The 26,283-nt window shown below is 49.7% G+C and carries 28 protein-coding genes and 9 pseudogenes; 30 read left to right on the top strand and 7 right to left on the bottom strand.

Annotated elements, in window-relative coordinates; genetic code table 11:
• Nucleotides 1-85 precede the first annotated feature (85 nt).
• Nucleotides 86-646 (top strand): TetR/AcrR family transcriptional regulator, encoded by a 561-nt coding sequence (locus OGY17_RS16360; RefSeq protein ID WP_003831648.1) that lies wholly within the window; start codon nt 86-88, stop codon nt 644-646.
• Here OGY17_RS16360 and OGY17_RS16355 read toward each other — a convergent pair.
• The 3 genes and pseudogenes from OGY17_RS16355 to OGY17_RS16345 all read right to left on the bottom strand — a co-directional run.
• The gene (locus tag OGY17_RS16355) at nt 633-1,430 is read right to left on the bottom strand and encodes an SDR family NAD(P)-dependent oxidoreductase (RefSeq protein ID WP_286607803.1); all 798 of its coding nucleotides are present in this window, start codon (nt 1,428-1,430) and stop codon (nt 633-635) included. The genes OGY17_RS16360 and OGY17_RS16355 overlap by 14 nt on opposite strands.
• A gap of 278 nt (nt 1,431-1,708) precedes the next feature.
• Nucleotides 1,709-2,020, bottom strand: a complete 312-nt coding sequence (bamE, locus tag OGY17_RS16350) for an outer membrane protein assembly factor BamE domain-containing protein (protein ID WP_234102572.1) — start codon at nt 2,018-2,020, stop codon at nt 1,709-1,711.
• 126 nt (nt 2,021-2,146) lie between these two features.
• Nucleotides 2,147-2,362: pseudogene (locus tag OGY17_RS16345) on the bottom strand (tyrosine-type recombinase/integrase); the annotation flags it as partial.
• A 241-nt stretch (nt 2,363-2,603) separates the two neighbouring features.
• On the opposite strand from OGY17_RS16345, the gene OGY17_RS16340 reads away from it, so the two are divergent.
• The 5 genes and pseudogenes from OGY17_RS16340 (at nt 2,604) to OGY17_RS16320 (ending at nt 5,436) form a co-directional block, all read left to right on the top strand.
• Nucleotides 2,604-2,984, top strand: a complete 381-nt coding sequence (locus tag OGY17_RS16340) for a hypothetical protein (RefSeq protein ID WP_234102571.1) — start codon at nt 2,604-2,606, stop codon at nt 2,982-2,984.
• Between the two features lie 73 nt (nt 2,985-3,057).
• Nucleotides 3,058-3,762 (top strand): annotated as a pseudogene (locus tag OGY17_RS16335) (replication endonuclease); the annotation flags it as partial.
• A gap of 115 nt (nt 3,763-3,877) precedes the next feature.
• Entirely contained in the window at nt 3,878-4,555 is a 678-nt protein-coding gene (locus OGY17_RS16330; protein WP_234102570.1) for a hypothetical protein, read from the top strand.
• A 262-nt stretch (nt 4,556-4,817) separates the two neighbouring features.
• Nucleotides 4,818-4,943, top strand: coding sequence for a hypothetical protein (locus OGY17_RS16325; protein WP_286607800.1), 126 nt, complete (start codon nt 4,818-4,820; stop codon nt 4,941-4,943).
• On the top strand, nt 4,897-5,436 hold the full coding sequence (locus tag OGY17_RS16320; RefSeq protein WP_234102569.1) for a hypothetical protein: 540 nt from the start codon (nt 4,897-4,899) through the stop codon (nt 5,434-5,436). The genes OGY17_RS16325 and OGY17_RS16320 overlap by 47 nt, the downstream gene beginning before the upstream one ends.
• A gap of 266 nt (nt 5,437-5,702) precedes the next feature.
• On the opposite strand, the pseudogene OGY17_RS16315 reads toward OGY17_RS16320, so the two are convergent.
• Nucleotides 5,703-6,406 (bottom strand): annotated as a pseudogene (locus tag OGY17_RS16315) (phage portal protein); the annotation flags it as partial.
• Here OGY17_RS16315 and OGY17_RS16310 point away from each other — a divergent pair.
• The 14 genes and pseudogenes from OGY17_RS16310 to OGY17_RS16245 form a co-directional block, all read left to right on the top strand.
• A pseudogene (locus OGY17_RS16310) lies at nt 6,398-6,469 on the top strand (hypothetical protein); the annotation flags it as partial. The pseudogenes OGY17_RS16315 and OGY17_RS16310 overlap by 9 nt on opposite strands.
• Nucleotides 6,450-6,888, top strand: a pseudogene (locus tag OGY17_RS16305) (glycoside hydrolase family protein). The pseudogenes OGY17_RS16310 and OGY17_RS16305, both read left to right, overlap by 20 nt.
• Nucleotides 6,885-7,313, top strand: coding sequence for an Rz-like lysis system protein LysB (gene lysB / locus OGY17_RS16300; RefSeq protein ID WP_234102568.1), 429 nt, complete (start codon nt 6,885-6,887; stop codon nt 7,311-7,313). Before OGY17_RS16305 ends, lysB begins: the two are co-directional and overlap by 4 nt.
• The gene (lysC, locus tag OGY17_RS16295; RefSeq protein WP_234102659.1) at nt 7,198-7,446 is read left to right on the top strand and encodes an Rz1-like lysis system protein LysC; all 249 of its coding nucleotides are present in this window, start codon (nt 7,198-7,200) and stop codon (nt 7,444-7,446) included. Before lysB ends, lysC begins: the two co-directional genes overlap by 116 nt.
• Nucleotides 7,409-7,840: a phage tail protein gene (locus OGY17_RS16290; protein ID WP_234102561.1), complete on the top strand. Its 432-nt coding sequence runs from the start codon at nt 7,409-7,411 to the stop codon at nt 7,838-7,840. Before lysC ends, OGY17_RS16290 begins: the two co-directional genes overlap by 38 nt.
• Nucleotides 7,833-8,179 (top strand): annotated as a pseudogene (locus tag OGY17_RS16285) (phage virion morphogenesis protein); the annotation flags it as partial. The gene OGY17_RS16290 and the pseudogene OGY17_RS16285, both read left to right, overlap by 8 nt.
• A gap of 266 nt (nt 8,180-8,445) precedes the next feature.
• Entirely contained in the window at nt 8,446-9,348 is a 903-nt protein-coding gene (locus OGY17_RS16280) for a hypothetical protein (RefSeq protein WP_234102560.1), read from the top strand.
• On the top strand, nt 9,341-9,685 hold the full coding sequence (locus OGY17_RS16275) for a hypothetical protein (RefSeq protein WP_286607796.1): 345 nt from the start codon (nt 9,341-9,343) through the stop codon (nt 9,683-9,685). Before OGY17_RS16280 ends, OGY17_RS16275 begins: the two co-directional genes overlap by 8 nt.
• Nucleotides 9,686-9,835: 150 nt before the next feature.
• Nucleotides 9,836-10,413, top strand: a pseudogene (locus OGY17_RS16270) (phage baseplate assembly protein V).
• Nucleotides 10,410-10,769 carry a GPW/gp25 family protein gene (locus OGY17_RS16265; RefSeq protein WP_234102556.1) on the top strand — a complete coding sequence of 120 codons (360 nt, stop codon included), beginning with the start codon at nt 10,410-10,412 and terminating at the stop codon, nt 10,767-10,769. Before OGY17_RS16270 ends, OGY17_RS16265 begins: the two are co-directional and overlap by 4 nt.
• Nucleotides 10,756-11,664: a baseplate assembly protein gene (locus OGY17_RS16260; RefSeq protein WP_234102548.1), complete on the top strand. Its 909-nt coding sequence runs from the start codon at nt 10,756-10,758 to the stop codon at nt 11,662-11,664. The genes OGY17_RS16265 and OGY17_RS16260 overlap by 14 nt, the downstream gene beginning before the upstream one ends.
• Nucleotides 11,657-12,262: a phage tail protein I gene (locus tag OGY17_RS16255; RefSeq protein ID WP_234102546.1), complete on the top strand. Its 606-nt coding sequence runs from the start codon at nt 11,657-11,659 to the stop codon at nt 12,260-12,262. Before OGY17_RS16260 ends, OGY17_RS16255 begins: the two co-directional genes overlap by 8 nt.
• Nucleotides 12,259-13,678, top strand: a pseudogene (locus OGY17_RS16250) (phage tail protein). The gene OGY17_RS16255 and the pseudogene OGY17_RS16250 overlap by 4 nt, the downstream one beginning before the upstream one ends.
• Nucleotides 13,679-13,680: 2 nt before the next feature.
• Nucleotides 13,681-14,163 carry a tail fiber assembly protein gene (locus OGY17_RS16245; protein ID WP_234102544.1) on the top strand — a complete coding sequence of 161 codons (483 nt, stop codon included), beginning with the start codon at nt 13,681-13,683 and terminating at the stop codon, nt 14,161-14,163.
• On the opposite strand, the gene OGY17_RS16240 is transcribed toward OGY17_RS16245, so the two are convergent.
• Complete coding sequence (locus tag OGY17_RS16240) at nt 14,146-15,180, bottom strand: acyltransferase (protein WP_234102542.1); 1,035 nt, start codon at nt 15,178-15,180, stop codon at nt 14,146-14,148. The two genes, OGY17_RS16245 and OGY17_RS16240, sit on opposite strands and share 18 nt — an antisense overlap.
• A gap of 219 nt (nt 15,181-15,399) precedes the next feature.
• On the opposite strand from OGY17_RS16240, the gene OGY17_RS16235 reads away from it, so the two are divergent.
• The 3 genes and pseudogenes from OGY17_RS16235 to OGY17_RS16225 all read left to right on the top strand — a co-directional run bounded on the left by OGY17_RS16235 (nt 15,400) and on the right by OGY17_RS16225 (nt 17,845).
• Entirely contained in the window at nt 15,400-16,572 is a 1,173-nt protein-coding gene (locus tag OGY17_RS16235; RefSeq protein WP_234102540.1) for a phage tail sheath protein, read from the top strand.
• Between the two features lie 3 nt (nt 16,573-16,575).
• Nucleotides 16,576-17,562, top strand: a pseudogene (locus OGY17_RS16230) (contractile injection system protein, VgrG/Pvc8 family); the annotation flags it as partial.
• Nucleotides 17,563-17,629: 67 nt separating this feature from the next.
• The gene (locus OGY17_RS16225; protein ID WP_058842448.1) at nt 17,630-17,845 is read left to right on the top strand and encodes an ogr/Delta-like zinc finger family protein; all 216 of its coding nucleotides are present in this window, start codon (nt 17,630-17,632) and stop codon (nt 17,843-17,845) included.
• Nucleotides 17,846-18,132: 287 nt separating this feature from the next.
• Here OGY17_RS16225 and OGY17_RS16220 read toward each other — a convergent pair whose 3' ends face one another.
• A complete protein-coding gene (locus tag OGY17_RS16220) occupies nt 18,133-19,818 on the bottom strand; it encodes an aspartate:alanine antiporter (protein ID WP_003831652.1) in 1,686 nt (561 codons plus the stop codon).
• A gap of 269 nt (nt 19,819-20,087) precedes the next feature.
• On the opposite strand from OGY17_RS16220, the gene OGY17_RS16215 reads away from it, so the two are divergent.
• A complete protein-coding gene (locus OGY17_RS16215) occupies nt 20,088-20,468 on the top strand; it encodes an inner membrane protein YbjM (RefSeq protein WP_003035356.1) in 381 nt (126 codons plus the stop codon).
• A 34-nt stretch (nt 20,469-20,502) separates the two neighbouring features.
• On the opposite strand, the gene OGY17_RS16210 is transcribed toward OGY17_RS16215, so the two are convergent.
• Nucleotides 20,503-20,766, bottom strand: a complete 264-nt coding sequence (locus OGY17_RS16210; protein ID WP_003035358.1) for a GrxA family glutaredoxin — start codon at nt 20,764-20,766, stop codon at nt 20,503-20,505.
• 172 nt (nt 20,767-20,938) lie between these two features.
• On the opposite strand from OGY17_RS16210, the gene OGY17_RS16205 reads away from it, so the two are divergent.
• The 6 genes from OGY17_RS16205 to potG all read left to right on the top strand — a co-directional run bounded on the left by OGY17_RS16205 (nt 20,939) and on the right by potG (nt 26,282).
• Nucleotides 20,939-21,229: a YbjC family protein gene (locus OGY17_RS16205; RefSeq protein WP_208744495.1), complete on the top strand. Its 291-nt coding sequence runs from the start codon at nt 20,939-20,941 to the stop codon at nt 21,227-21,229.
• Entirely contained in the window at nt 21,213-21,935 is a 723-nt protein-coding gene (gene nfsA, locus OGY17_RS16200) for a nitroreductase NfsA (protein ID WP_008784243.1), read from the top strand. The genes OGY17_RS16205 and nfsA overlap by 17 nt, the downstream gene beginning before the upstream one ends.
• A 59-nt stretch (nt 21,936-21,994) precedes the next feature.
• Nucleotides 21,995-22,897, top strand: a complete 903-nt coding sequence (gene rimK, locus OGY17_RS16195; RefSeq protein WP_003831660.1) for a 30S ribosomal protein S6--L-glutamate ligase — start codon at nt 21,995-21,997, stop codon at nt 22,895-22,897.
• A gap of 90 nt (nt 22,898-22,987) precedes the next feature.
• Nucleotides 22,988-23,464 carry a type III secretion system chaperone family protein gene (locus OGY17_RS16190; protein ID WP_003831662.1) on the top strand — a complete coding sequence of 159 codons (477 nt, stop codon included), beginning with the start codon at nt 22,988-22,990 and terminating at the stop codon, nt 23,462-23,464.
• A gap of 433 nt (nt 23,465-23,897) precedes the next feature.
• Complete coding sequence (gene potF, locus OGY17_RS16185; protein WP_125363330.1) at nt 23,898-25,010, top strand: spermidine/putrescine ABC transporter substrate-binding protein PotF; 1,113 nt, start codon at nt 23,898-23,900, stop codon at nt 25,008-25,010.
• A 138-nt stretch (nt 25,011-25,148) separates the two neighbouring features.
• The gene (gene potG, locus OGY17_RS16180; RefSeq protein ID WP_003831665.1) at nt 25,149-26,282 is read left to right on the top strand and encodes a putrescine ABC transporter ATP-binding subunit PotG; all 1,134 of its coding nucleotides are present in this window, start codon (nt 25,149-25,151) and stop codon (nt 26,280-26,282) included.
• Nucleotide 26,283: the final 1 nt, after the last annotated feature.

The following is a 26,283-nucleotide window of genomic DNA, read 5'->3' as shown; positions in this document are numbered from 1 at the left end:
GAATTCGAGCCAAAGAAAAGAGGGAAGGAGACAACATTAGCAAGACTGTGTACATTTGTACACAAATGCAAGAAGAGGAAATGTAGTGCGACGTGCAAACGATCCGCAGCGGCGGGAAAAAATAGTTCAGGCGACTCTGGATGCAGTAATAGCTCATGGTATTCATGGGGTTACACACCGTAAAATCGCTATGATTGCCGAGGTGCCACTGGGTTCTATGACCTATTACTTTTCGGGAATTGATGAGCTTTTGATGGAGGCATTTGGCCGTTTTACTGACAGGATGATGCTGCAGTATCAGGACTTTTTTGCCGATGTTAAGGATGCGTCGCAGGCTTGCCATGCCATTACCGATATGATTTACGGCTCTCAGGTCACAACGCCTGATAATATGGAGCTCATGTATCAGCTGTATGCTTTTGCCAGCCGTAAACCAGCGTTGAAAACGGTGATGCAGAACTGGATGCTACGCAGCCAACAAACGCTGGAGCAGTGGTTTGACCCGGTTACGGCGCGGGCGCTGGATGCGTTTATTGAAGGAATGACGCTGCATTTTGTCACGGACAAAAAACCACTGCAGCGAGAAGATATCTTGCTGATGGTGGAGCGTATTGCAGGGATACCCGCGACAGTCAGCTGTGCGTAGCGCCTCCGGTAATATTCACTACCGTCGCGGTCATGGCGCTGGCATGGTCTGAAGCGAGAAAGGTCATGACCTCAGCGATTTGTGCAAGCGTAGGCAGGCGCACGAGCATGGTACTTTGCGCCGCACCCCCTAACCATTGATCGACGGTTAAACCCATTGACTGTGCTTTGGCGGAGAAAATTTCTCCGGTATAGGAGCCAGCTGCAACAGCATCCACAATCGCATGCGAGCGCACGCCGACGACCCGGATATTTGCCGGTCCTACCTCGCTGGCGAGCGCTTTAATAAAAGCCTCTGTTCCTGCACAACCAACAATATGACCCAGATGACCAGGCATCGCCATCGGGGCCGCGGGGGCAACAACGCTGAGAATGACGCCCGCACGATTGCCGCCCATGTGCGGCGTTACGGCTTTAGCGATATTGAACTGCGCCGAGAGGAAAGGGGTGATGCCGCTCATAAACTCAGAGAGGGATAATGCGTTAATGCGTTTGCCCTGTTCGTGCATAAATCCCGTTGCGTTAACCACCACATCTATTCCACCGGTTTGCTCTACAAGGCGGGTAACTTCCTTCGATGCGTTGTGCTCGTCGAGTACATCGGTGATAAAGGTTTCGACTGTACCTCCTGCCATTCGGATAATACTGGCCGTCCGATCAAGCTTTTCCTGGCTGCGAGCACCCAAACACACATGGGCTCCTTCGCGCGCCATGGCCTGCGCAACCGTACTACCAATAGCCCCGCTGCCACCAAAAATTACTGCGACTTTGCCAGTAAGCAACATGACTAACCCCCATCCCCGATAAAGCACCGTTTTAAAGTATGTGCCATAACCGGCATGCTGCAAATTTGGGAGGTGTTTCAGAGGTGGAAGGCGATGAACGCAAATTTCAGGCAACAAAAAACCCATTTATGTAAACGGGTTAGTAAAAATAACGACTTGTAAGATAATCAATAAGTTAGTTTGGTGGGGATAGGTGGCGACTACGGGGCATTGCCAACCGCTGCCGCCATTTTGTCGCCACTAACGTTTAACTAACTAATGTCATAAGAGTGCGCGTATTAAAATACCACAACACCTTTGACGGGAGCGCCTGCACCACGGATTTCGCCGCTTCCATAAGAGACGACTTTCCCGTTTTCAAAGGTAACGTAGTAATCACCCTTATCCCATCCCCAACCAGATGTTAACCGGTTGCTGTACTGGATTTGTTCGCTGTTACCTTTAACTGCATCACCATCAGGCGTTCCAAGCAAATCAAGTACTTGTTGTTTTGTCATGCCAACCTGAACATTGTGAATTTTTTCACCAGTAGTACAGCTTGCTAAAACTGCTACGGTAAAGCCGATCATCATTAATTTTTTGAAGTTCATTTCTCAGTCTCTATGGATTGTGAGCAGTAATTATTTACCAACCAATATTATGTGATATTGATCACGCACTAGAGGACTTAATGATTCCATGAATAATTTTTAATAATCTGGTACAGGATGGGCACTCTAAATCCGGGGCATGTCAAAGTTTGTTTGTGCCATAGGCAATGTCGCCAGGGGATTAAAACGCAATGCTGTTTCCAGGTGGTCAGGTGCTAAGTGTGCGTAGCGCATGGTCATTTTTATGTCGTGATGCCCAAGGATTTTCTGCAGGGCTAGGATGTTTCCGCCAGACATCATAAAGTGTGCTGCGAACGTATGACGCAGAACGTGTGTTAGCTGGTCGGGCAGCGTCGCCCTGTCATTGTCTTTGGCGAGCAATCTGCAAGCGCTGACGCAAATGACTGGATCGACCTTGTACAGGCTGACGTGGAAGCCGTGGGTTATGTCTTCGGGGCGAGCGCGTTTCCGGCTGCGAGCGTCGGTACCCCGAACATCCGGGACAGAACTTATTGGGTGGCCCACACCAACAGCGAATACCTGGAAGCATCCCAGCAACGCGGGCCGTCAGGGAGGATTGAACTTGCAGACAGCTGCGCAGCTTTCGGGCTGGACGACTCCGAGCGCCAGCGACAGCAGGCGGGGAGGGCGAGGGATTACCGAGGGCATGTCCGGCAGCAGCCTTACGCAACAGGTAAAAATGGCTGGCTGGCCCACGCCAACAGCCAGCGACCACAAAGGGGGATATCCTGGGGGGAGAATTCGCAACGGGAAAATATCGACAGAGCGTCTGGATGTGGTGGCGCAGATTGCAGGCCCGATCCGGTTAACGGCTTCTGAAAAGATGCTGACTGGCTCAAATGCACAGATGGAAAATGGAGGCCAGTTAAATCCGGCCTTGAGCCTCTGGTTAATGGGGCTGCCTCCAGAGTGGGACGAATTCGAACCTACGGAAACGCCTTAAACGCAGAGGCGGCTGTAGTTTTCATCTGGTCTTACATGATGGGGACTGGCCAGTGAAGTTCACCAGTCTCAAAATGGTAGCGACCGGCGGCTCTGACGAGTCCGCCGTGGCCTTTCCATGGAATACCCCAAAAAAAGCGGTTAATCCGTATCTGGACCCGGCGGACGTTGCGCCGGAGTCTGCGCTTTCAAACCTCATCACTCTGTATGCTGCGGATAACGAGCAGGAGCATCTGCGCCATAAGGCGCTGAGTGATGAGGGTTGGGAGCGCTACTTCTTTAATGAATCCCGTGATCCTGTCCAGTGTGAAATGGAGCAGGATCGGCTGATTAGCCATGCCAAAATGGCCCGCGAACAGCAGCGCGTTAATCCCGATTTGGTGATTATTGCCGATGTAAGCGCCATGCCTGCCCATATCAGCAAGCCTCTGCTGGAGCGTATTAAATACTTCCATAGCCTGGGCAGAGCTAAAGCTTATTCCCGTTATCTGCGCGAAACAATCAGACCGTGTCTTGAGCAGCTGGAACGTGTGCGTGACAGCCTGGTGTCTGCGTCTTTCCGGTTCATAGCGAGCCAGGACGGGCTGGAGGGGCTGCTGGTACTGCTTGAAATGAATCAGGAGCAGGTCAAACGCCTTTCCACGCTGGTTGCGGCATATATGAGCATGTGTCTTGATGCGGCTTGCGGTGATCTGTTTGTCAGTGACGATGTTAAACCAGAAGAAATCCGCCAGGCATGGGAAAGGGGTGCTGCAGAAGCCATGCGCACTAGGTTAGTGATTCTAGCCAATGTTTTAAGATTTACATCTCACCTAGATGTTGATGAAGTCCTTCTATAACCATATGATCAGCAACGATGTTGTACCGCAAAATCAAAAAATATATAGGGAATGTATGAAAACCAATAAGATTATTTTATCAATGTCTCTTGCTGGGGTTTTGACTGGTTGCGCTCCAAATATCCCTCGTCCTGTAGGAACTCCTGTGGAGGTTATTAAACCTGCTGTAGGGCAGACAGCTACGGCATATATGGGAAACCCAATCATCAAGTCAGCAACAGGGATAAAAACTGATGTTTTGGAGCTAGGGGCTGCTAATGGAGCTATGTCATCTATTGCTGCGGGTACTTACTGTAATGTTGGCAATGGCGTATACCGTAATCATCAGAACCCACAGTCTGTGGCTTTAAAGAACATTTATGGTCAAGTTGCTGGTTATGTTGATTACGTAAGCTATAACTCTGCGAAAAACGAAATCTCACCACCAAATGGAACATCTTACACGGCTGCTGAAATATCTATCAAACGGGTACCTGATGGACTGTGCCGAGTAGATAATTCTCTTGTAAAAACAATTGAGTATAATGGTAATGCTGGCGGAGTGATGAAATTTACTTACCGTGAGTTCGCAAACGATATGGCTCGTGCAGCATTCACCACTGATTTTTCTGTAGATTCAAAAATCAGCGATGTCATTACTTACAAAGGCGCTAAGTTTAAGGTAAGGAATGCTGATAACTCGTCTATTTCGTATACAGTGATCTCAGGTTTTGATGAAGCAACTAGCTTCTAAATGAAGTCATAGCAGCACCCATGAGCGATTGTCATGTTGTGCATGCCTATGCCGCATGAAATTGCATGATCGTTTGAGGATCATCTTTGCTGAGGCCCGTCATAACTGGCGGGCGTTTGCTTATCCCATGCAGGTGCATGAAAACCTGTACATAAAGCGGGCAGGCGTGGCGGGGATACGAGCGCGCGCTGAGGTGGAGAATTGCTTGTTGTCTATTTTTTTCTGAGTAATGATTATCAAATCTTGATCAACTACATGGGTAATGAAAATGGCGATGGCGATGGCGATGGCGATGGCGATGGCGATGGCGATGGCGATGGCGATGGCGATGGTGGGGCTTGGTGCAATTGCTGCGTATCTTGGCAAAGCTGCTGGGGCCAACAGCTGACTACTTAGGTGGAGAATTAAGAGATTTTGCGCAAAAGCGCGTTGAGAACGTTGGTAAGATTTTTGCCAATGCATCACAGAAGATTTCTGAAGAAAAAGAATCTAGTGGCTCGGTGCCACCCAAAGTGTTAAGAAGTATTCTCAACGAAGGGTCTTATTCCACTGATGGCATGGGAGTGGAGTATTTTGGTGGAATACTTGCTTCTTCAAAATCAGAGGAAGGACGTGACGATCGTGGGGCTAGACTAGCTCTGAAGGTTGCTTCACTCACTGTATACCAGCTTAGAGCGCATTGTTTACTATATTACGCGCTTACTTTGGCATTAAAAGGTAAAAACTTATTTTTTTATCCTGACAGAAAAGGTATGCAGACTTTTGTTACCATGAATAGCTTTTTAGAATGTATGGATTTCAGTAAAAAAGAGTACCAACAAATAGACTCTCTTTATTCACATATTTTCAGTGGGTTAAATCAAGAAGGACTAATTGAGTAGGATTACAGTTATGGTCAAGTTGATTTCATAAAAACTAGATACCCCAAGTTAAATGAATCAGGGGTTTTATTTATCCCTACTTTAGCTGGAGTTGAGCTATTTTTATGGGCATTTGGCTATGGAGAAAAACACATTAACTATTTTTTTTGATTCTGAATTCTCACCTAGTATTAATGACATTAATTGTGATGCTTTGATGGCTAAAGCTATTATTGATTTCTAGTTACTAAGGGGCGGTTTAAATCAGCCCCTTGAATTAATAATGGTTATATTAAATTATATTGCTCAAAAGAAATGACATCATCATTCAACCAGCTATTTAATTCTATCAACCTCTTCTGCAATGGTAGTAACTCGTTCCTTACAAATACATTTGCTGCCTTCTCAACACCCCAACATTACTCGGCATAATCCCCATCATCTGCGGCGGTACGCGGTGTGCTGCCATCATGTCATCGCGGCTCACGTTCTTGATATTCAGAAACTCATCCTTTGCCGCCATTTCTGACAGTGGGATGATCTGAATGCCATCCTTTTTGCCGTTGGGTGAGTACATAAACAGGTTGCGGAAGTTACCCGGACCTTTGGCGCTTTTCATGGCCTGGCGGATGTTGTTCACGTCCTCCTGGTTCTGTGCGGCGTCAGTCATATACATGATGAAGCCTGCGTGGCTGCCGTTAATGTAGTACTTCCGGCGGAACAGTGTTGCGGACTCATTCAGCAGGGCGGAAGGGATGGCTGACAGATATTCCGGCAGGCCGTAAATCTCCTGGTTTAAATCCGGCTCCATCAGGTGAAAGATGCTGCCTTTGGTAAACCCGTAGGGCTGCGTGGTCATGCCGTATTGCACAAACCAGTAAGTGTCGAGATCGATCCCGCGTCGTGTGTATTTCGCCAGTGATGGCTCCAGCGATAGAATACCGCCCAGCCGGTTGGTCCTTTTCTCTAGGTAGGCGTTGCCAAACACCAGTCTTTCAGGTTGCTGCGCGATGGCAAAATTTCACGGGGGGAATATGAATCCTTCAATCGTTAAGCGCTGCCTTGTCGGGGCTGTGCTGGCTATCGCCGCCACGCTGCCCGGCTTTCAGTCGCTAAAAATCTCCGTTGAAGGGCTGAAACTAATTGCAGATTACGAGGGGTGTCGTCTGCAGCCGTATCAGTGCAGCGCAGGGGTTAATAAACAATGTGTTACTGACTGAAAAAAGGCTGGATGCTTGCCTGACGGTTAAGCCCCCGCAACATGTCTACGATGCGCTGGTGAGTATTGGTTTCAATGTGGGGACCGGCGCGATCTGCAGGTCAACCATGGTGTCATATATCAATCGCAAGCAGTGGTGGCAGGCATGCAACCAGCTACCGCGCTGGATTTACGTTAACGGTGTGAAAAATAAAGGTCTGGAGAACCGCCGCACGCGGGAAATGGCCTGGTGCTTAAAAGGAACTGGGGCATGACGCGCTTGCTGGCGGTAGTGCTGGCGCTGGCTATTGTGGCGCTGGGCTGGCAGTCGTGGCGGCTTAACAATGCCAGTCACACCATTGAGACGCAGAGCGCGGCGCTGAAAAGAAAAACGCAGGAACTGACGAAGAAAAACAGTCAGTTGATCGGCCTGTCTATTCTGACGGAAACCAACAGCCGGGAGCAGACGCGGCTATATGTGGCAGCGGAACAGACCACCGCTCTGCTGCGAAGCCGCCAGCGCCGGATCGAGGAACTGAAGCGTGAAAACGAGGATTTACGCCGCTGGGCTAACGCTCCTTTGCCTGCTGACATTATCAGGTTGCGCGAACGTCCGGCCCTTGCCGGAGGTGCAGCTTACCGTGAATGGCTGTCCCAGAGTGACGCAGTGCCGCCTGGAAAGGTCAGCGCCGCGCAGTAACGGTGATCTGAATGCGGTGCTGGATGAAACAGAGGCCGCCTGGGCGGTCTGTGCTGACAAAGTCGACACGATAGTTGCGTGTCAGGAGCGAGAGAGTGAACAAACCGCAGTCCTTACGCAGCGCCCTGAATAAAGCGGTTGCCTATGTCCGTGACAACCCGGACAAGCTGCACCTTTTCGTTGATAACTGCTCTCTGGTGGCAACCGGTGCCAGCTCCATGTTATGGGAATACCGCTACACCCTGAACGTGGTGATCGAGGATTTCAGCTGCCACCAGAATCTGCTGATGGCTCCCGTGTTGCTATGGCTCAGCGAAAATCAACCGGACGCCATCAACAACACGGAGCTACGCGAAAAACTGTTCACCTTTGAAGTGGATATTCTGCGCAATGATGTATGCGATATCAGTCTGAATCTGCAACTGACGGAGCGTGTACTGGTCAGTACCGATGGTGCTATCTCGACGGTTGAGGCAGAGCCAGAACCCGACGAACCAGAAGAAATGTGGACGGTGAAACGTGGATAATCTGCATCAATTGGATGAGTGGCTGACAGCGCTGCTGGCTAATCTGGAGCCTGCCGCACGCCAGCGTATGATGCGCGAGCAGGCGCAACAGCTGCGCCGGAATCAGCAGAACAACATCCGCCTGCGGCGCAATCCTGATGGCACGGGTATGAGCCGCGAAAAGTTACGGCCCGAACCAAAAAGGGGCGCATCAAGCGGCAGATGTTTACGAAGCTGCGTACGGCGAAATACCTGAAAACTGCAGCCAGCACAGACACTGCCAGCGTGCAGTTTGCGGGGCAGGTGCAGCGGATTGCCCGGGTGCATCATTACGGCTTACGTGATCGTATAAGCCGTCGGAGGCCGGAGGTGCGTTATGCAGAGCGGAAATTGTTGGGTGTAAATAGTACAGTGAAAGACGAGTGTACAATTTATTGATTAATGCGATTAAATAATTATTACGGCCTATTGAAATCCGCCAATGCTCATCTATCTTGTAAATATGATAAAAAAGTTCGCTCGGGTTCTCATATGATTAATGTGATATAAATGAGGGCTTTTTTGTATGTAATTGATGCGGTTCTTATTCCTTTCTTGAACTCATACAGCTTGCTCTGGAGTTGAATATGGCTAGATTCGCTTTCGCTGTTATTCCTATCCTTTTCCTTACTGGGTGTGCTTCAAAAACTATAGATGACAGTAATAATCTTGCTGATGCTGGAATCGTTTATTCATCCTCAATGGATAATTTTTTTGGTAAGGTTATTGGTTATACGACAGAATATAGTAATTTCGCATTATTGCATTATAGTAAGGTTCCAGTAAATCAAACACCAAGTAAGTTGTCTTCACAAATGAAGCTTGAAGATGATAAAACTATAACTGAAGCAAAAGATCTTGAAGCGATTAAAGTTCGAGTTGCATTAACATCAGGGTATTTCACGTCATTAAAGAAAATGGCCAACGATAAGTCCGATAAGGAAATTTCTGAGGAAAGTGCATCACTTGTCACGAAGGTTGACTCAGGCAATAAGGTGTTTGGGACTAATAAGTTAAGTGATGAGGATAAAGGTTACATTGATCAGATTACATCAAACGCAGCTAAAGCGTACAAGGCAGGTAAGATTAGTACATCCTTAAAACAAGCTACGCCATACATAGCAAAAGAGTTAATCATCCATAAAAAAGCTCTCGCTGCATTTAGTAGTGTATATATAGGTAATCTCAAGGATTATTCTGACAATAACTATGCTAATAGTGTAAAAGAACCATATATAAAACATGTGAAAGATCTAAATGCAGAGTCATGGGGGAAAGAACGAAAGGAATGGATAACTATTCAATCTAAATTAGCTCATTTTGACATTGTTAAAACAGCTCCAGATACAATGTTAGATCTGCTTTATAAAACTACTAATGGTGAAGGAGCTTCAATTTCAGCATTGCAAGATAGAGTCGAAATTCAGCAGTTTGCAGCATTTGTGGATTCTTTATCTACTGATACATCTGCGGGGGTTAAAAATGACTGAGCAAGAGCAGCAACTAATTCAGTATACTGTGGATAGTTTAAGGAATGTGAGGAATAAATTTTATCAATACTCTGATGCCGAGCTGACATCCATGAGTTTAAAGGATCAGGCACTGTACAGTGATAACCTTACGAAATTAATAGAGGCTATTGCCATACTGGATCATGCTAATTATCAAGCGATTATTGATGAATTTTCAAGAAACACATCAAAATTACAGGAGGCAATTGAAAGGAATAATGAGTTTTTAGCACAATCTAATAATGTGGTTCAGGTTGTTAGGGGAATTAATGAATTCTTAGCTATAGTATTGCCAATAATTTTGCTTCTTATGTGATCAAGAGAAACCATCTTGTACTGGAAGTACTAAATATATTATTAATGCCGCTTACTCAATGTCTGTGAGTAAGCGGCCTATTCATTGTGTAGATAACAAAACAATTCGGTTCAGTTGCCCAATCTAAGCGTAACAAGTCAACATTCCTTCATGAACGCACAACTCACCGAAATCATGCGCCTTATCACCAACCTGATCCGCACCGGAACTGTAACGGAAGTGGACCGGGTTAACTGGCTGTGCCGGGTGAAAACGGGCGACCTTGAAACCAACTGGATTAACTGGCTGACCTGCCGTGTCGGGAAATCCCGACATGGTGGAAACCGTCTGTAGGTGAGCAGGTAGTGCTGTTCAGCCTGGGTGGCAATCTGGAAACCGCCTTTGCCCTGCCTGCCGCCTACTCAAATCAGTTTCCGCCACCCTCAGACTCTGAGGACGGCAACGTGACGGCGTATGACGACGGCGGCTGGTTTGAATACGAACCCTCCACCGGATGCTGGTACGTGCGTGGCATCAAATCCATGGTGATCGAGGCATCAGACAGCGTCACCTACAAAACCAGTGAGTTTGTGGTGGAGGCTGACACCACGCGCATTAACAGCGAGGTGGTGATCAATGGTGGCGTCACTCAAGGCGGTGGCGCGATGATTTCCTGCGGTATCGTAGTTGATGACCATGAGCATACTGGTGTTCTGAAAGGCGGCGACAACACGGGGGGACCGGTATGACGTTGTATATCGGTATGAGCAGGAATGACGGGCAGGCCATTGCAGATACAGACCATCTGCGCCAGTCGGTGCGGGATATTCTGCTGACGCCGCAGGGCAGCCGTCTTGCCCGTCGGGAATATGGCTCCCTGCTGTCTGCTCTGATTGACCAGCCGCAGAACCCGGCGCTGCGCCTGCAGATTATGTCTGCGGTCTATGTGGCGCTGAACCGCTGGGAACCGCGCATTACGCTGGACTCCATCACTATCAACGGTAATTTTGACGGCTCTATGGCAGTTGAACTTACCGGACACGGCAATAACGGCGCACCGGTTTCCCTTTCCGTATCAACAGGAGCAGACAATGGCAGTCATTGACCTTTCCCGGCTACCGCCGCCGCAGATTGTGGACGTGCCGGACTTTGAGGCATTGCTGGCAGAACGCAAGGCCGCCTTTGTGGCTCTCCATCCGGCTGATGAACAGGAGGCCGTTATGCGCACGTTAGCGCTGGAGTCAGAACCCGTCACCAAACTGCTGCAGGAGAATACTTACCGCGAAATCCTGCTGCGCCAGCGAATTAATGAGGCTGCGCAGGCGGTCATGGTGGCCTATTCCATGGGAAATGACCTTGAGCAACTGGCAGGCAACTGCAACGTGAAGCGCCTGACGGTAGTCCCTGCCGATAATGACGCGGTACCGCCGGTCGCCGCAGTGATGGAAAGTGATGAAGCATTACGCCAGCGCATTCCTGCAGCATTTGAGGGGGTGTCTGTTGCCGGGCCGACGGGAGCCTATGAGTTCCATGCCAGAAGCGCCGACGGACGCGTGGCTGATGCCAGCGCAACCAGTCCTGCTCCGGCAGAGGTGGTGCTTACCGTACTGAGCCGCGAGGGTGACGGTACGGCAGGGGCTGACCTGCTGGCAGTGGTTGAGCAGGCGCTTAACAGTGAAAAGGTTCGCCCGGTGGCAGACCGCCTGACGGTGCGCAGCGCTGAAATTATTCCGTACAGCGTGGACGCAACGATCTTCCTTTATCCGGGGCCGGAGGCTGAGCCGGTGATGGCAGAAGCAAAAGCCAGTCTGCAGAAATACATCGCCAGTCAGACGCGGCTGGGACGTGATATCCGCCGCAGCGCCATTTATGCCGCGTTGCACGTAGAGGGTGTCCAGCGTGTGGAGCTGACGTCCTCTCTGGAGGATGTGGTACTGGATAAGACGCAGGCGGCGTCCTGTACAGAGTGGAGCGTCACCAACGGGGGTACGGATGAATAGTCTGTTGCCGCCGGGTTCGTCGCCGCTTGAGCGCAGACTGGCGCAGACCTGCAGCGGGATTTCCGATCTGCAGGTATCGCTGCGTGATTTGTGGAATCCGGCAACCTGTCCGATCAGATTCCTGCCTTATCTGGCCTGGGTGTTTTCTGTTGACCGCTGGGATGAAAGCTGGACAGAAAGCGTCAAGCGCCGTGTTGTGCAGGACGCTTTTTATATTCATCATCACAAGGGGACAACCAGCGCCGTGCGGCGCGTGGTGGAGCCATTCGGCTTCCTGATCCGCATCATTGAGTGGTGGCAGACCGGCGAAACGCCGGGGACGTTCCGTCTGGATATTGGCGTGCAGGACCAGGGCATAACAGAAGAAACCTATCTGGAGTCGGAGCGCCTGATCGGTGACGCCAAACCGTGCAGCCGTCATCTGACAGGCATGTCCATCAACCTGCAGACAGGTGGCCCGTATTTTGTGGCCGCAGCCACCTACACCGGCGAAGAAATCACGATCTACCCGTATATCAATGAAACCATTATTTCCGGCGGCACCGCATACGAGGGCGGGGCGGTCCATGTTATTGACACGATGAGAATGAACCCATGAGCGCAAAATTTTACACCCTGCTGACGGATATCGGCGCGGCGAAACTGGCAAGCGCCGCCGCGCTCGGTGTCCTGTTGAAAATTACCCATATGGCGGTGGGTAGCGGTGGCGGTGTGCTGCCCACACCAACGCACAACAGACAGCATTAGTTGCTGAGGAGCGCCGTGCAGCGCTGAATATGCTGTATATCGACCCGCAGAACAGCAGCCAGATTATTGCTGAGCAGGTGATCCCGGAAAATAAGGGCGGGTGGTGGATTCGTGAAGTCGGCCTGTTTGATGAAACTGGCGCACTGATCGCTGTGGGAAACTGCCCGTAGAGCTACAAGCCGAAGCTGGCGGAGGGCAGCGGACGCACGCAAACCGTGCGTATGGTACTGATTACCAGCAGCACCGATAACATCACCCTGAAAATAGATCCTGCAGTGGTTCTGGCAACCCGCAAATATGTGGATGACAAGGTGCTGGAGCTTAAGGTGTATGTGGATGACCTGATGGCAAAGCATCTTGCTGCTGTTGATCCTCATTCGCAGTATGCACCAAAAGACAGTCCGACACTCACCGGCACGCCAAAAGCGCCGACGGCGGTGGCAGGCAATAATTCCATGCAGCTTGCAAACATGGCCTTTGTGCAGGCAGCTATTCTTGCCCTTATTGGTGGCGCACCGGCAACGCTGGATACTCTGAAAGAAATTGCAGCAGCTATCAATAATGACCCGAATTTCAGTACCACCATTAACAATGCGCTGGCATTGAAAGCCCCGCTGGCAAGCCCGGCTCTGACCGGAACGCCAACAGTTCCTACTGCAGTTCAGTCGACTAACAATACACAGATTGCCACTACCGCGTTTGTGAAATCTGCCGTCGCCGGGCTGGTCGGTTCGTCGCCGGAGGCGCTGGAAACACTGAATGAACTGGCGGCTGCGTTGGGAAACGATCCAAATTTTGCCACCACTATGACAAATGCCCTTGTCGGGAAAATGGATAAAGCCGCTAATGGTGCTGATATTTCAGACGTTTCAGCGTTTCTCAAAAACCTTGGTTTAGGAGAGGCGGCGAAACGGGAAGTGGGAACTGAAGCAAATCAGATACCCGACATGAGTTTTTTACGCTGACGGGTAAAGGGTCTGATAATCTGCTGGTTAAAGGGCCAAACGGACTCATTATTCAGGTATTCAGGCGGAACCTCCCTAACAGCACGACTATCGGCGTTCCTCAGTCGCTCGCCGTTACCTACCCGACACCATTCCCGAATGGAGTGTGGGGGGCCTTCTGTACAAAAATGACATACGCACAAATTGTTACCTCATGCGAGAGCGTAACAAACACAGGGTTTGATGCCGTTACCTGTCTGGCGTCAGGTACCAGCCCTGACGCCAAAACGTCTGATGCTGTCTTTTTTGTGCTGGGGTACTGACTATGACCAACGAAAAATCAAAAGCTGAATCTAATCGTATTGATGGTTATATCTGGGATGTAAAAAATATTCGATTGCTGGCGTATTTTTTGAAACCGGAATATGAGGCGAACGGGATGTGGCCCGAGGAAGGTATTGATGTTGCATTATCTGTTTCAGATGAATATACAGGTCAGCCACCTGACGGGAAAGTTCTGGGGGCAGGTGTTGATGGGATGCCAGCTTGGGTTGACGCGCCGCCACCATCACAGGATGAACTGGTTAAGCAGGCCACTGCAGAAAAAGCAGCGAGAATAAACCAGGCTAATGCGTACATAAACGACAGACAATGGCCTGGAAAAGCTGTGCTCGGACGACTTGATGCAAATGAAATGAAAATGTATAACGTATGGCTTGACTATCTGGACGAGTTAGAGGCTGTTGATCCATCAAAAGCCTCGAATGTGGTTTTTCCGGCAAAGCCGTTGTTAACGAAATATTTTTAGAAGTGGGTTGACAATTATTTTATCAAGAGTGAGGCTTAAAATAAGGCTTATTAAAAATATAACAAGGGATAGGGATGTTGTTTTTAATAAAATATTGTCCACTATAAAAGGTATATTGAATTGTTTCTCTAAAACCCTAAAGACGCATACATGTATTAGATAAACACCATATGTAAGAGGTGCTATTTTTTCAATTAGCAAAGTGGCTGATTTGTTAGTGCTAATTGTTATTCTGGAAAACAACAATAATATAGCTGAGCATATAAGCAACATATTCAATCCAGAATCATAAGGGAATATGTTAAAGTTATATTTATTGACGCTTAGATACACTGTTGCAACATGAATTAAAAATAAGGCTGGTATGCTGTAAATTACAATGTTTGTGTTCATTTGAATCCTTTTCAAAAGACCGCCAATAATGAAGTATAACACCCATGTGTCTAAGTTTTGTACGGGGATTAAATGATGGTAGTATGTAAAAGATTGACTGAATGAATACGAATATAATGAATAGTAAAATAGAATTGATAAAGCTATTATTACTTTAAAACTATCGCTCTGTGGAATTTTGTTAATGATGTACTGTATCGCAGGTGCTATTAAGTACAGGCCGGTAATAGCATAAACAAACCAAAAGTGTACTGATAATGATACGGTGCTTTTCGATATTAAGATTAAATATTCAATAACACTTGTGGGCGTTCCGTTATTCCAGTTAATTATGTAGTAATGCGCAAGGGAGTATATTATAAATGGTAAGATAATAGCAGGTAATCTTCTTCTGTAGAAACTTAAAGGATTGCTGTCGTTTCTGTTAAGTAGATAGTATCCACTTAACATGAAAAATATTGGTAACCCAATACGCACAAAGGATTGGGTGAAAAGAGTTTGAATTTGAACACTCTCACTTTGATGGCTGGTAACAGTATAGGCATAATCAGGTGTAACATGAATACCTATTACAAAAATACAGCAAATTATACGTAACAGATCTAAAGATATGTCTCTTTTCATATTGTACGTGAGTTCGTCTGACTGGAAAGAAGGTGCTTAATAGTACCATCAATAGGGATATAAAAAACAATATAAATTCATGTGGGTTTGGTTGATTTACATGTTTTTCCCCATTCGAATAACCTGTTGTGTCATTTTCTATACAACCTGCACAGCGTGTGCCGCACGTAAAAGATTAGGAACATAAGCAGACCCCCTGTAAACCGGAGAGACTGCCTTATGGCTCAGGATTACCACCACGGGGTGCGCGTTGTTGAAGTCAACGAGGGCACCCGATCTATCACCACGGTGAGCACCGCTATCGTGGGCATGGTCTGCACCGGCGATGATGCTGATGCGTCCGTATTCCCTCTCAATAAGCCGGTTCTGCTGACGGATGTGCTGGAGGCCAGCGGTAAAGCAGGCGAGTCCGGCACGCTGGCCCGTTCGCTGGATGCGATTGCCGACCAGTCAAAACCCATGACGGTTGTTGTGCGCGTGGCGCAGGGCGAAACCGAAGCGGAAACCACCTCCAATATTATCGGTGGCGTCACGTCCGACGGTAAAAAAACGGGTATGAAAGCGCTGCTTTCTGCGCAGTCGCAGCTGAAAGTTAAGCCGCGAATTCTCGGTGTGCCGGGGCACGACACGCAGGCGGTTGCCACTGAGCTGATGAGTGTTGCACAGAGCCTGCGCGGGTTTGCCTACCTGTCCGCCTATGGCTGCAAGACGGTGGAAGAAGCCATTGCTTACCGGGACAATTTCAGCCAGCGAGAAGGGATGCTGATCTGGCCTGATTTCATCAACTTTGACACCGTGCTAAAAGCCGATGCAACGGCTTACGCCTCCGCCCGTGCGCTCGGTTTGTGCGCCAAAATCGACGAACAGACCGGCTGGCACAAAACCCTGTCCAACGTGGGTGTGAACGGTGTCACCGGTATTTCAGCCGATGTGTTCTGGGATCTGCAGGACCCGGCAACGGATGCGGGACTGCTGAACCAGAATGACGTCACCACGTTGATCTGCAAAGACGGCTTCCGCTTCTGGGGTTCCCGCTGCCTCAGTGACGATCCCTTGTTTGCGTTTGAGAACTACACCTGCACGGCGCAGGTGCTGGCTTACACGATTGCAGAGGGGCATATGTGGGCGGTGGATAAGCCACTGAATCCGTCACTGGCCCGCGACATTATCGAAGGTATTTGCGCCAAATTACGCAGCCTGGTGAATCAGGGATACCTCATCGGGGCTGACTGCTGGCTGGATGAGTCAGTGAACGATAAAGACTCTCTGAAAGCCGGGAAGCTCACCATCGACTACGACTACACGCCTGTGCCGCCGCTTGAAAATCTGATGCTGCGCCAGCGCATCACCGCTCGCTACCTGGTCGATTTTGCCAGCCGTGTCAGTGCATAAGGGGGATACATGGCATTACCACGCAAGTTAAAACATTTGAACCTGTTCAACGACGGGAACAACTGGCAGGGGATCGTTGAGTCCCTGACCCTGCCGAAATTCACCCGCAAGTTTGAGAAGTATCGCGGCGGCGGTATGCCGGGCGCGGTGGATGTGGATATGGGGCTGGATGACGGTGCCCCTGACCGGCTGACCATCCGGTCGCGTAGCGCAGATTTCCGTGAAACCCTCAATACACGGCGCGAAAAATCATGGCATCAGACAACGGTGGGGGAGGTGGTAAAGGAAATCGCCGCCCGGCATAACCTCAAAATGGCGCTGGGTAAAGACCTGACGGATAAGGCGCTGGATCATCTGGACCAGACCAATGAAAGCGATGCAAGTTTTCTGATGAAACTGGCGAGACAGTATGGGGCGATTGCTTCCGTTAAGGACGGGAATCTGCTGTTTATCCGGCAGGGACAGGGAAGAACGGCAAGCTGTAAGCCGCTGCCGGTTATCACCATCACGCGCAAAGTCGGTGACGGTCATCGGTTCACCCTTGCTGATCGTGGTGCCTATACCGGTGTTATTGCCAGCTGGTTGCATACGCGTGAACCCAGGAAAAAAGAGACAACTAGTGTTAAGCGTCGTCAAAAGAAAACCACCACCCCCAAAGAGCCGGAAGCAAAACAGGGAGATTATCTGGTGGGAACGGATGAAAACGTGCTGGTTCTTAATCGTACCTATGCCAACCGGAGCAATGCAGAGCGCGCAGCAAAAATGCAGTGGGAACGTCTGCAGCGTGGGGTTGCTTCATTTTCCCTGCAGCTCGCTGAGGGGCGGGCTGATCTCTATACGGAAATGCCGGTGAAGGTGACGGGGTTTAAGCAGCCGATCGATGATGCAGAATGGACCATTACCACCCTGACGCATTCTGTCAGCCCGGATAATGGATTTACGACCAGCATGGAGCTTGAAGTGAAAATAGATGAGTTCGCAATGGAATGATTAGTTCCAAATTGCGAACAATGATGTATCATTATTGCGAACTGGTTAACAATTAGGGCTGATTATTATGATGAATTGTCCTATGTGCGGGCAGGCTGCACATACCCGAAGCAGCTTCCAGGTTTCCAATGAAACCAAAGAACGCTACAACCAGTGCACTAACATCGAATGCGGGCATACTTTCGTGACGCATGAGACTTTTGTGCGCTCAGTATGCCGTCCTCAAAAAATCAGCGCAGCACCGCCTCATCCAAAGGGTATGCAGGAACAATTTGCTTACTAATACTGACCCGCCGCTGGCGGGTTTTGTACGTCTGGTGCCGCCATAACAAAAGCGCTGTCGCCATTTTGTCGCCACACATGAAAAAGAAGTTATCTAAGTGGTTGATTGGAAGGGGGATGAATTTCAGACAACAAAAAACCCATCAACCTTGAACCAAAACGGCGGGGTTGATGGGCTCCACAAATTGGGGACATCAAAGAAAAGCAGTGGCAATAGTTATGACTGACGCCTTGAAGAAAAGTTCTGCTTACCTGCAAAAATTTTTCAATTAAGGGAATATTTCAGCGCTAACCAAGGCCTGGCCAGACAATGACTATGAGTGTCCCCGCTAATGTCAGCAGAACGTTGGCAATCGCGTAGGTCCCTGCATAACCTAACGCAGGGATGTTGCTGCGTGCGGTGTCGCTGATGATTTCCATTGCCGGAGCACAGGTACGTGCGCCCATCATGGCACCAAACAGCAGGGCACGGTTCATGCGCAATACGTAAGCACCAAACAAGAAACAGATGACAACCGGAACCAGGCTGACTACCAGACCGGCAATCAACATTTGACCACCGACGGCACCCAGGCCATTACCAATGCCACTGCCTGCGCTTAAACCGACGCCTGCCATGAATACCATCAGGCCAAACTCTTTCACCATATTCAGCGCACCCTGTGGGATATAGCCAAATGTGGGGTGGTTGGCTCGCAGGAAGCCCAGCATGATCCCAGCGAACAGCAGTCCAGCCGCATTCCCGATGCCGAAGCTGAAATTACTGAACTGGAAGGTGATCATCCCGATCATCAGACCGATGATAAAGAAGGCGCAGAAGGCCAGCAGATCGGTCACCTGACTGTGAATGGAAATGAAGCCGATACGATCGGCAATGGTTTTCACGCGACGAGCATCACCGCTGACCTGCAACACGTCGCCTTTATTGAGTACGACGTTGTCATCAATAGGCATTTCAATCTGGCTACGGATCACGCGGTTCAGGAAACAACCATGGTCGGTCAGTTTCAACTGGGCCAGGCGACGACCAACGGCATTGTGGTTTTTCACCACAATTTCTTCAGTGACGATGCGCATATCGAGCAGATCGCGATCGAACACCTCTTTACCGTTACGGAAGCTGGGATCGAGGCGAGCATGGGCGTCCGGATAACCCACCAGGGCTATCTCATCGCCCATTTGCAACACCGCATCACCATCCGGGTTGGCCAGAATGCCGTTGCGACGGATGCGTTCAATGTAACAACCGGTCTGGCGATAAATACCCAGTTCGCGCAGATTTTTGCCATCGGCCCATGCCACTAGCTCAGGGCCAACGCGATAGGCGCGGATCACCGGGAGGTACACTTTACGATTGGCGTCGGTGTCCAGACCTCGTTCACGCGCGATTTGTTGGGCGCTGGTTTGCAGATCCTGATGCTGGAGTTTCGGCAAATAGCGCGCACCAACAATCAGGCTGACCAGACCAATCAAATAGGTGAGGGCGTAACCCAGGCTCAGGTTATCGAGAGCGCTTGAAAGTTGTGTCCCTGTCATTCCTGAATGGCGCAAGGTATCACCCGCGCCGACCAGCACCGGCGTTGAGGTCATCGAGCCAGCCAGCATACCCGCCGTCAGGCCGATATCCCAGCCAAATAGCTTACCCAGCCCCAGCGCGATCAGCATTGCGCTACCGACCATCACCAGGGCAAGCATTAGATAATTTTTCCCATCGCGAAAAAAAATCGAAAAAAAGTTGGGACCGGCTTCGACGCCGACGCAAAAAATAAACAGCATAAAGCCGAGATTTAATGCATCGGTGTTAATACTAAAGTGCTGCTGACCTAATAATAGGGAGACCACTAAAACGCCAATGGAATTACCTAGTTGGACTGAACCCAGACGTAATTTGCCCAGACACAGGCCCAGAGCCAGGACCACAAATAATAACAGGATGTAATTCCCATTTAACAAATCTGCGACGTTTATATTCACGGAGACTAACTTCTTGTTTACTAGTAAGCTATTGAAAGAAATGGCAATTTACGCTAATGTTTTTGCCAGAAATTAAGGGGCGATAGCATCGTACACAGCCCCGAATAATGCAGCATAACAATATATGCGGTTAGTTTAATCTCATTACGTATCAACGGCTATAAGAATCGTGTGGGTGTGTTTTTGGCATGGAATGCCGAGTTACTTTATCTGACTGGACGCCTGCGGGCGAAAAGAGTGTTCGATAGAGAATGTGTCAGGAGGAACGATTGAAACATAAGCAAAGTTGGGCGAGTGCGGTCTGCTGCTTTGTGCTCTTTATTGTGGTGTGTCTTTCATTAACGCTGAACGTGAAAGGGGCATTCAGAGCGGCAGGGCATCCTGAGGTCGGATTGTTGTTTTTTATCTTACCTGGTGCTGCGGCAAGCTTTTTTTCCCATCGTCGGGAAGTGCTCAAACCCCTGCTTGGTGCAATGTTGGCGGCGCCGTGCTGCCTGTTACTGATGCGGTTCGTTTTTATGCCGACGCGTTCATTGTGGCAAGAGCTGGCGTGGTTGTTTAGTGCGGTGTTTTGGTGCGCACTTGGCGCATTATGTTTTTTATTTATCAGTAGCTTATTCAATCAGCATCAACGGCGGAAAAAGAACTGATGACGCCCTCAAGGTGAGGGCGTAGAAACCGCTATCAGGCGAACAGATTCATGTTCTCTTTTGCCCAAGCTTCAAAATCCGTGCAGCCGCCGATGTGTTTTTGATCGACAAAAATCTGCGGAACGGTTTCAACTGGCTTACCTACCGTCTTTTCCAGATCTGCTTTGGTAATTCCTTCAGCATGGATATCAATGTAGCGGAAGTTAAAATCGTCATGCTCACTGCTTAATTTTTCTGCTAATTCTTTTGCGCGCACGCAATACGGGCACCCTGGGCGACCAAAAATAACGGCAAACATCTCTTTCTCCTCGAACTTATCAGGCCGGATGGCAATACTGGTTATGATGCCGCGATTTGTGACGGATGGAAAGCAGGTTCAGCCTGTTGCTTTGATATCCTCAAGCTATATCTGTTAAACACGGCAAGCCGGAACGTTTTATAATGGAAGCCATTTCGCCGGGAGGCCGCGTATGCGCACAATTGGTGTATTACCCAAAAGCGTATTGATGCTGGAAATAATTGGGATGGTTTTGTTATCGCTGGCGCTGCTATCGCTTAACGATTACCTCACCTTGCCCGCACCGCTTAACAGCCCGTTAGCCTGCGTGGTGATGATATTTCTGGGCGTACTGCTGATGCTCCCTGCTGCGGTGGCGTTGATGTGGCGTGTTGCTCAACTGCTGGCACCGCAACTGATGTCTCGCGCACCCGGTGATTCAACTGATTCAGAAAGAGACAAAAGAGATGACTCCAACCATTGATTTACTCCGCAGCCACCGTTCCATTCGCCATTTTACTGATGATGCCATTTCGGATGCACAGCGTGAGGCGATTATTGCCGCCGCTCAGGGAACGTCAAGCTCCAGTTTTCTACAGTGCACGACGATCGTTCGCATAACGGATAAATCCCTGCGTGAATCACTGGCTACCTTATCTGGCGGCCAAAAGCATGTGGCTCAGGCCGCTGAGTTCTGGGTGTTTTGCGCTGATTTTAACCGTCATTTGCAGATTTGCCCTGACGCGCAACTTGGGCTGGCGGAACAGCTGCTGCTGGGCGTGGTTGATACTGCAATGATGGCGCAAAATGCATTGACGGCGGCAGAGTCGCTGGGACTTGGCGGCGTGTTTATTGGCGGTTTGCGTAACAATATTGAGCCGGTCACCGAACTGCTGAAGCTTCCGCAACATGTTCTGCCGCTCTTTGGATTGTGCCTCGGCTGGCCTGCAGATAACCCGGATATCAAGCCGCGGCTGCCCGCGTCGCTTGTGGTGCATGAAAACCAATACCAGCCACTCAACAGTGATGTGTTGGCGCAATATGATGAGCAGCTCGCGCAGTACTATCTGACCCGAGGCAGCAATACCCGCCGCGACACCTGGAGCGATCATATTCGCCGTACCATCATTAAAGAAAGTCGCCCCTTTATCCTGGAATATTTGCATAAACAGGGATGGGCCACGCGCTAAAGATTTTAACCCAGTGTATGATACGCCAGCTTTTACCAGGTCATTCAGAGAGGTGCAGGGTGAAAATTGCCATTTTGTCCCGGGACGGAACGCTCTATTCTTGTAAACGCCTGCGTGAAGCGGCGATGCAGCGCGGTCACCTGGTTGAAGTTATCGATCCCCTTTCTTGCTATATGAACATTAGCCCGGCGGCATCCTCTATTCATTACAAGGGCCGTCAGCTTCCCCATTTCGACGCGGTGATCCCGCGGATTGGTTCCGCGATTACCTTTTATGGGACGGCGGCGCTGCGCCAGTTTGAGATGCTGGGTAGCTATCCGTTGAATGAATCGGTAGCGATTACGCGAGCGCGCGATAAGCTGCGTTCTCTACAGCTGCTGGCGCGTCAGGGAATTGATTTACCCATCACCGGAATTGCTCACTCTCCGGACGATACCAGCGACATGATTGACATGGTTGGCGGTGCGCCGTTGGTGGTGAAACTGGTTGAAGGCACCCAGGGTATTGGCGTGGTGCTGGCGGAAACGCGGCAGGCTGCTGAAAGCGTGGTAGATGCGTTTCGTGGGGTGAATGCCCATATCCTGGTTCAGGAATATATCAAAGAAGCGAAGGGGCGCGATATCCGCTGTTTCGTGGTGGGCGATGAAGTAGTGGCCGCCATTGAACGACGGGCTAAAGAGGGCGATTTTCGTTCTAATCTCCATCGCGGTGGTGTGGCGACTATTGCGAGTATCACGCCGCGCGAAAGAGAAATTGCGCTCAAAGCCGCCCGGACGATGGGCCTGGACGTTGCAGGCGTTGATATTCTGCGCGCTGATCGAGGGCCACTGGTCATGGAGGTCAACGCGTCTCCGGGGCTGGAAGGCGTGGAGAAAACCACTGGAATAGACATTGCCGCGAAAATGATCCAGTGGATCGAGCGCCATGCTACTCCTGAATTTTGTCTTAAAATCGGCGGCTAAGCGCAATATCGATTGCGATCGTGGTATGACACGCTCTTTTTGCGTAAGCTGCGCCGGTATTTTTTTCATCAATAGAGGTCGCACATTATTATGACATCACTGGTCGTTCCCACTCTGGATACGTTGCGTCAATGGCTCGACGACCTGGGCATGAGTTTTTTTGAATGCGATACCTGTCAGGCGCTGCACTTGCCACACATGCAGAATTTTGACGGCATCTTTGATGCAAAAGTTGATTTGGTCGATAACGTCATTCTGTTTTCTGCGATGGCGGAAGTCAGACCTTCTGCATTGCTGCCACTGGCAGCCGATCTGTCTGCGATCAATGCCAGTTCACTGACGGTGAAAGCGTTTCTGGATATGCAGGATGATAATCTGCCAAAGCTGGTGGTTTGCCAGTCTTTATCCGTTACGCCGGGCGTAACCTTTGAGCAGTTTGAATGTTTTGTTCGCCAGAGCGAAGAGCAAATATCGATGGTGATCCTCGAAGCCGGAGCGCATCAGCTGTTATTTAATGCTGAAGAAGATGCGCAAAACAGTACCGCTGAAATTCATTTCCTCCATTAATTCTTCCTGAATCTGGACATATATTGCGCAGCCGCTGCCAGAGCGGTTGCGTATTGCCTGTTTTTATTCTGCATTTAACCTTTCATTAAAGAATTATTCACCTCGATTCAGCGCCTTCCGCTTTATGTCATAGACAATTCCTGCATAAAAAATTGATAAAAGACGTTTTTTAATCTGGGCTATATCCACAATTCCTGGCTAAAGTTATTCTTGCGAAGCTTACCAACGTCATCATTTAAACAGCCCCTTGTGACCTGACCTGTGGCCACAATGTGTGTTGAATGCATAGGCGGATGCCAGCGAGCAACAGCGGCATGAGGAGAGGTCTCTCTTTTCATCGGTGCCGCATGAAAGAATATGCACGTTTCTTGCATATCATTAGAGTGTGACATTTTTGTTCGTTTGTTAACGAACTTTCAGAAGGAAAGAGATTATGACCGCCTTAAATAAAAAATGGTTATCAGGCCTGGTTGCGGGTGCTCTGATGGCCGTCTCTGCCGGCACGCTCGCTGCTGAACAAAAAACGCTGCATATTTATAACTGGTCTGATTATATTGCCCCGGATACGGTGGCTAATTTTGAAAAAGAGACCGGAATTAAAGTTATCTATGACGTATTTGATTCCAATGAAGTACTGGAAGGTAAGCTCATGGCTGGCAGTACCGGCTTTGACCTTGTCGTTCCTTCAGCCAGCTTCCTTGAGCGTCAACTGACTGCGGGCGTATTCCAGCCGCTGGATAAGAGCAAATTGCCGGGCTGGAAAAATCTTGATCCTGAACTGCTGAAGTTGGTGGGTAAACACGATCCGGACAACAAGTTCGCGATGCCGTATATGTGGGCTACGACCGGTATTGGCTATAACGTGGATAAAGTCAAAGCGGTGCTTGGGCCGGATGCGCCGGTTGATAGCTGGGATTTGATCCTCAAGCCAGAAAATCTGGAAAAACTCAAAAGCTGCGGCGTCTCTTTCCTCGATGCGCCCGAAGAGGTGTTTGCCACGGTGCTGAACTATTTGGGTAAAGACCCAAACAGTACCAAAGCGGATGATTACACCGGGCCAGCAACCGATCTGCTGTTGAAGCTGCGCCCAAATATTCGCTACTTCCACTCCTCGCAATATATTAACGACCTGGCAAACGGTGATACCTGCGTCGCGATTGGCTGGGCAGGGGACGTATGGCAAGCGGCAAACCGTGCGAAAGAAGCGAAAAATGGCGTCAATATCTCATTCTCCATTCCTAAAGAAGGTGCAATGGCGTTCTTTGACGTGTTCGCGATGCCAGCCGATGCGAAAAACAAAGATGAAGCCTATCAGTTCCTCAATTACCTGCTGCGCCCTGATGTGATTGCGCATATTTCTGACCACGTGTTCTATGCCAATGCCAACAAAGAAGCGACAGCACTGGTCAGCCAGGAAGTTCGTGACAACCCGGGCATTTACCCGCCTGCGGATGTTCGCGCCAAGCTGTTCACACTGAAAGTACAGGATCCGAAGATCGATCGTGTACGTACCCGCGCATGGACGAAGGTAAAAAGCGGAAAATAAACCGATGTTTGGGACATGACCCGGCAGGATTTTTGCCTGCCGGGCAGCGTTGAGCCCGGACACATATAACCCGGCAATACGCACCGTTATGGTGCGTTATTTGCACCGTTTCTTTGTTTTATGCCGGAGAGCACCTGAGTGAATGATGCAACCCCACGCCCACAAGCGAAAATCCGCAAAGCGCTGACCCCGCTGCTTGAAATTCGCAATCTGACCAAGTCATTTGACGGTCAGCACGCCGTTGATGACGTCAATCTTACTATCTACAAAGGTGAAATATTTGCTCTGCTCGGCGCGTCCGGCTGTGGCAAATCGACTCTGCTACGGATGCTGGCGGGATTTGAACTGCCGACTACTGGGCAAATCATGCTTGATGGCGTCGATTTAGCGCATGTCCCGCCTTATCTGCGTCCGATTAATATGATGTTTCAGTCCTACGCTTTGTTTCCGCACATGACTGTCGAGCAGAACATTGCCTTTGGCCTCAAGCAGGACAAACTGCCGAAGGCTGAAATCGCCAGTCGGGTGAATGAGATGCTGGGACTCGTGCATATGCAGGAGTTCGCCAAACGCAAGCCACATCAGCTTTCTGGCGGCCAGCGTCAGCGCGTGGCATTGGCGCGCAGCCTGGCAAAACGTCCGAAACTGCTGCTGCTGGATGAGCCAATGGGGGCGCTGGATAAAAAACTCCGAGACCGCATGCAACTGGAAGTAGTGGATATCCTTGAACGCGTCGGCGTGACCTGCGTGATGGTGACACACGATCAGGAAGAAGCCATGACGATGGCGGGCCGTATTGCGATCATGAACCGTGGCAAATTTGTCCAGATTGGCGAGCCTGAAGAGATCTATGAGCATCCGACTACGCGTTACAGCGCAGAGTTTATCGGTTCGGTAAACGTTTTTGAGGGACTGCTAAAAGAACGCCAGGAAGACGGTCTGGTGATTGAGTCTCCTGGTCTGGTGCATCCGCTGAAAGTGGACGCTGATGCTTCTGTTGTCGATAACGTCCCGGTGTATGTTGCGCTGCGTCCGGAAAAAATCATGCTCTGCGAAGCCCCTCCGCCAGAGGGTTATAACTTCGCGGTAGGCGAAGTGGTGCACATTGCCTATCTGGGGGATTTGTCTGTGTACCACGTACGTTTGAAAAGCGGCCAGATGTTGAGCGCCCAGCTACAAAATGAACATCGTTATCGTAAAGGGTTACCAACCTGGGGTGACGAGGTCCGTTTATGTTGGGATGCGGACAGTTGTGTGGTGTTGACGGTTTAAG

This window comes from Citrobacter sp. Cpo126 (genome assembly GCF_030332445.1).
Classification (GTDB): Bacteria; Pseudomonadota; Gammaproteobacteria; order Enterobacterales; family Enterobacteriaceae; genus Citrobacter; species Citrobacter portucalensis.
The sequence above is the reverse complement of the archived record's forward strand: the minus strand, read 5'-3'. Positions and strand labels throughout refer to the sequence as shown.